Consider the following 5,239-nt stretch of genomic DNA (forward strand, 5'->3'; position numbering starts at 1 on the left):
GCGGGGGTTCCCCGCGAGCGGGGGCGCGCGCTGAAATGCTGCCCTATGCCATCACGCTGGGCAGTTGCGGCGAGGCGGAGAACTCGACCGTTCACGGTCCCTGGGCTGAGTGCCCGGCGGTACTGTCAGGCTGGCTGCGCGAGCCGCAGCGACGAAGTCCTCCCGGTGGGATTCGACCCGCTCGATGAGCGGGTCGCGAACCCATCCATCGATCAGGTGGTCCCACGTGGCTGGGCGTCGGTCGACCAGACGCAGAGCCTGAATTACCTTCAATTCGGTGGGAGTGGCGCTGTTGCGGAGGAAATACTCCGGAAGACCTCGATCGTTCCTTCGTTTCTCCTCGCCCTTGCGTGCCCAATCGACGATGAATTCCCAGGCTACGTACGCCGCGCCATGACTATCGTCGGTGCAAGTCTTCCGGGTCGCCGGGGCACCAACCTGCCTCCAGCGCGGTGACCGTCGCGCGCAATACCGCGCGATCGAGAGCGCGGCGTTCCTGCTCGTCAGTCATCGGCCCTCTTCAAGTCGCACATCGATTGCGCGGACGACCCTGTACCGCGCACACCCATGCTTCCTCACCAACATCATCCGCACGAGTCCACCGGGGGAGGAACTCCCTTACGGAGGAGGCAGGGAGAAGGAAGGGAAGAACGGAGGACGGAGTTGGTACGGAACGTCGAGCGGCCGGAGAGATCTGCGTCCTTGACAGCCCAGCGCCGCACCCTTGAACGCTGCTGCCCGGCCACACGTCTTGTGGGCACATCAGTCCCCGTCCGAAACAGGCTCCGTGAACGCGGCAACTGCCAGGAGCTGTTCGTCTCCGCCCGGTGCGGCCAGCAGGCAGATTCCGACCGGCAAGCCGCGGATGGCGGGCCGGGTGGGGCGCGACAGCGAGGAGTCCGCCCGGTCCCGCGCGGCGACGTTCGGGCCGAACTCCGGGCGGGCCCGTGTGATCCACCGGCCGTGAGCGCGCCATACCTCCGCGGCCTGGACCGTGGTGAAGGCGTCCCGGGCCGAGGCGTGCGGGATCGGTGCCCGGTCGTCGAACAGGGAGGCCCGGTCGGGGTCGAGGTCCAGTCCCGCGGCCAGCCGGGCGAGCGCCGGCGACAGGGCCGCGCGTACGTCCGGAGCAGCCAGGGACCACAGGTCGGCCGGGGCGAGCAACCGGCGGGTTGTGTGGTCGCCGGGCTCGGTGCCTGCCAGGAGGGCGGCGGTGGCGTCGCGCATCAGGGGGAGGGTGCGGGTGAGGAGACCCGGGGTGTCGAAGGAGGGGGCGAGCGGGCTGATCCCGGTCACGTCGGCGCGTGCGTGCGTGGGGCGCAACCCGTACAGGCCGCAGTAGGAGGCCGGCACCCGGATGGAGCCGGCGGTGTCGGTACCCAGTCCCAGGTCGGCGAGCCGCCCGGCGACCGCGGCCGCCGTACCGCTGGACGAGCCACCCGTCAGACGGCCGGGCGCCGCAGGGTTGGCGGGCGCGCCGTAGTGGGCGTTGGTGCCGCCCAGGCTGTAGGCGAGTTCGTCGGTGTGGGTCTTGCCCGCGGTCACTCCTCCCGCGTCCAGCACGCGGGACACGCACGCGGCATGACGCGCAGCCGTTCCGGCTTCGGCGAGCAGCAGCGGGTGGCCGTTGCCGGTGGGAGCGCCGGCGAGGTCGATCACGTCCTTGACGGCCACCCGGGCACCGGCCAGGCCCTCGGCGGCGACAGGTTCCGGCAGGGCGGGGGACGGCAGCCAGGGGACGTACGGCCCGACGACGGGCAGCGCGCTCGGAGAGGATGTGCCCCCGGTCACCGGAGCAGGCCCGGCGCAGTGGGTCCGTCGATCAGCAGGGGACCGAGATCTGCCTTGGGAAGGCACACATGGACGCCCTTCACACCATCCACGACCTGCGATATGCGCAGGTCGACGGCGGCGCTCAGATAGGCCAGCGCCACCGCGCCGGGCAGGCCGCAGCGTTCGGCGAGATAGGTGAGCGCCGAACGGGTGGCCTTGCGGACGGCCTCGTCGAGGTCCTCGTCGAGACCGGTCACGAGATAGTGCCCGGCCGTCTCCGCGTAGGGGCCGGCGAGCCCTGCTGCGAGCCGCCGGGCCCGGGTGTCGGAGTGCAGGGTCAGCCGCAGGGTGGCCCGCAGGGGAGCCTCGAATGCGGTGAGGGCGACCTCCCCGTCGCCTTGGGCGAAGTGCGGGTCACCCGCGTAGAACATGGCCTCCGCCACCTGCACCGGAAGGAACAGGCGCGCGCCTTCGCCCAGGAGCCGGATGTCGAGGTTTCCGCCGTGGGCTCCCGGCGGGACCGAGTGCACCGGCGCCTCGGTGGCGGGTGCGACACCCATGATGCCGAGGAAGGGGGCGAGCGGGAACCCGATGTCCCGCCCGTCGCCGACGGGCAGTCGGCCGCGACCGTCGTCGTCGACATGGGCGACCAGGGACACCGGGGGGACGGGCTGCCCGTCCGGGTGGTCCGGCGCCGGCGCCGGGTACTCCCCGGGCAGGGCGCCACGCCCGTGCCGGTTGCTGATCACGCCGTACGCCGTCCTGCGCCGCAGGCGCACGACCTCTACCTCCAGTACGTCGCCCGGGAGCGCACCACGCACCGCGACCGGTCCGGTGACGACATGGGGCCCCTGTACACCGGGGTCGAACAGCGCGTCGGACGAAGCCAGTTCGATGGCGTCGTGCAACACGTTCCGCTCCGCGATCCCGGCCTCCGCGAAGAACTTCACCGGGTCGCGCCCCTGGTCCGGCAGGATGCCCTCGTGACTCGTCGTGTCGAGGCACACGGTGGTGCCGGAGTCCACGGTGAGGGCCGGGCGGCCGACCGCGTTGGGAAGCAGTCCCCAGGTCGTCGTCCCATGGCCCGCGGCGAGGTAGACCGAACCGTCGATGGTGCCGGTGTGAGGCTGAAGTACGCTCATGGCGTTGACCTTTGCATACACCCGTTACAAGCCGGTTAACCCAAGCGGCCCGGCGAATCCCGGAGGGCGGAGCCATGACCGAACTCGGCGCGGTGCGGAGGCGGGACGCAGGGCAGGCGGTGTGCGACGCCATCAGGAACGACGTGGTCACACGCGTGTTCACGCCCGGAGACCGCCTCACCGAGGAGCGGCTCGCGGCCCGTTACCGGGTCTCGCGCATTCCTGTCCGTGAAGCCCTGCGCACCCTGGAGGCCGAGGGGTTCGTGCACTCACGCCCGTACGGCGGCACGTTCGTGGCCGAGTTGAGCGACAAGGAGGCCGAGGATCTGCTGGGCATCCGCCTGCTCATCGAGCCGTTCGGTGCCGAGCGTGCCGCCACCCGCCGGACCGCGGTGCACCTGGCCACGCTCGAACTTCTCGTGGCCGAGGCCCGCGAGATCCTGGATGCCGGCTCGTCGACAGGGCTCGCCGATCTCAACACCCGCTTCCACCGCGTACTCGCCGAGGCGTCGGGCAGTCCGACGCTGGCGGCACTGGTGGCACAGCTCGGGTACAAGATCTCCTGGGTGTATTCAGTCGAACTCCCGCGGCGCGCACCGGACTCGTGGGCCGAGCACGAGGAGATCGTCCAGGCGCTGCGCGACCAGAACCCGAAGGAGGCACGTGACCGGGTCGCCGACCACATCATGCGCGCCCAGGCCGCCTACCGACTGCGCGGAAAACGCTGATCGCAGAGGGCGGGACGCCGGTCCGACGTGCCTTTCCCCGCCGGCTGCCCGCCTGTTCCGCTACCTGCCTGCCGGCCCCGCTCTGCGGGTCATGAGCGTGAAGAGCTGTCGGAAACACGAGCGTCACGTGGTTAGCTGTATGCCGTAACGCGATCTCTGTATACACCTTCTGGACGTCATCGCACGTCACTCTTTCCCGGAACGCCAGAAGGGGATCGCTGTGTACGACCTCGTGCTGCGCCGCGCGTTGATCACGGAGGACGGTGCGCCGGCCGACATCGCCGTCATCGACGGGATGATCGACGTGGTGGGCGACGTGCCGCCGCAGGCTCCCGCCCGCGAAACCATCGACTGCGGCGGACTCGTCGTCGTTCCCGGTTTCATCGAGTCCCATCTGCACCTGGACAAAGCCCTGTTGAGCGGAATCGGCCGACCGGCCGAGACGCTGGCCGATGCCATCGAGGTGACGGGGGAGCTCAAGCGCGACTTCACCCATGACTCGGTACGGGCCCGCGCCCTCCAGGTGCTGCGGTGGGCCGTGGGCAACGGCACCACGCTCATCCGCGCCCATCCGGACGTCGACCCGGTCGTCGGTCTCGTCGGGCTGGACGTCATGCTCGAACTCCGTGAGAGCCAGAAGCACTTGGTGGACCTGCAGGTCGTCGCCTTTCCGCAGGAAGGGATAGAGCGGGCGCCGGGTACCTACGCCCTGCTGCGGGAGGCACTTCGGCGGGGTGCGGACGTTGTCGGCGGCTGTACGTACAACGAGGCGGACGTCGCCGCCTGTCGCCGCCACATCGACACGGTGCTCGGACTCGCCGTCGAGTTCGGGGTGCCGGCCGATCTGCACGCCGACTTCGCCGACGACACCGCCGACGGGCGCTTCGCCCTTGCCGGTGCCCTCGCCGAGGCCACTCGGGAGCACGGACTCGGCGGCCGGGTGACGCTCGGCCATGTGACCTCGCTGGCCGGACGGCCGCCCGCCGAGCGGGCCGAAGTCGTCGCACTCCTCGCGGAGGCCGGAGTGGCGGTCGTCGCGCTGCCCGCCACCGACCTGTACCTCGGCGGGCGTGGCGACGACCGGGCCGTGCGCCGGGGGGTGGCCCCGGTCCGGGAACTGATCGACGGGGGAGTGGTGACCGCTTACTCCTCCAACAACGTCCGCAACGCCTTCACGCCCTTCGGTAACGCCGACATGCTCGACATCGGCCACCTGCTCGCCCAGACCTGCCACATGGGCGGACCGGCCGACACCGGACGGATCCTGCGCATGGCCACGACGGAGGCCGCCCGCGTCACCGGCGTCCACGACGGCTACGGCATCCACCCCGGAGCCCGCGCCGACCTGGTGGTCCTCGGGACGCGCCGCCACGCGGACGTGCTGGCCGACCGGCCGGAGCGCCGGTGGGTCGTCAAGCGCGGTCGCGTCGTGGCGCGTTCCGTCCGTACCACCGAAATCATCGACACCCCGGTCGAGACCGCCGAAGGCATCCGGGCCGCGTAGAGCGCTGATCGGCTGCCTCGCGCCCACGACTCGCAATCGGTCGCGTCGAACCGTCCACTGCCGCCCCGTTCCCGCCGCCCGTCCCGGGACGG

The 5,239-nt window shown here is 71.0% G+C and carries 4 protein-coding genes; 2 read left to right on the forward strand and 2 right to left on the reverse strand.

Annotated elements, in window-relative coordinates; genetic code table 11:
- Nucleotides 1–762: 762 nt before the first annotated feature.
- On the reverse strand, nt 763–1,791 hold the full coding sequence (locus JGS39_RS37085; protein ID WP_219574169.1) for an amidase family protein: 1,029 nt from the start codon (nt 1,789–1,791) through the stop codon (nt 763–765).
- Entirely contained in the window at nt 1,788–2,915 is a 1,128-nt protein-coding gene (locus tag JGS39_RS37090) for an acetamidase/formamidase family protein (RefSeq protein WP_219574170.1), read from the reverse strand. Before JGS39_RS37090 ends, JGS39_RS37085 begins: the two co-directional genes overlap by 4 nt.
- 74 nt (nt 2,916–2,989) lie before the next feature.
- Between JGS39_RS37090 and JGS39_RS37095 the strand changes: the two genes are divergently transcribed.
- On the forward strand, nt 2,990–3,643 hold the full coding sequence (locus tag JGS39_RS37095; RefSeq protein WP_219574171.1) for a GntR family transcriptional regulator: 654 nt from the start codon (nt 2,990–2,992) through the stop codon (nt 3,641–3,643).
- A gap of 220 nt (nt 3,644–3,863) precedes the next feature.
- Entirely contained in the window at nt 3,864–5,147 is a 1,284-nt protein-coding gene (locus JGS39_RS37100; RefSeq protein WP_308120934.1) for an amidohydrolase family protein, read from the forward strand.
- The last annotated feature ends 92 nt before the right edge of the window (nt 5,148–5,239 follow it).

The organism is Streptomyces poriferorum (assembly GCF_019399235.1).
GTDB lineage: Bacteria > Actinomycetota > Actinomycetes > Streptomycetales > Streptomycetaceae > Streptomyces > Streptomyces poriferorum.

Coding starts and splice junctions, on each gene's coding strand:
- JGS39_RS37090 (WP_219574170.1), bottom strand. CDS start 2,915: ATGAGCGTACTTCAGCCTCACACCGGCACCATCGACGGTTCGGTCTAC.
- JGS39_RS37095 (WP_219574171.1), top strand. CDS start 2,990: ATGACCGAACTCGGCGCGGTGCGGAGGCGGGACGCAGGGCAGGCGGTG.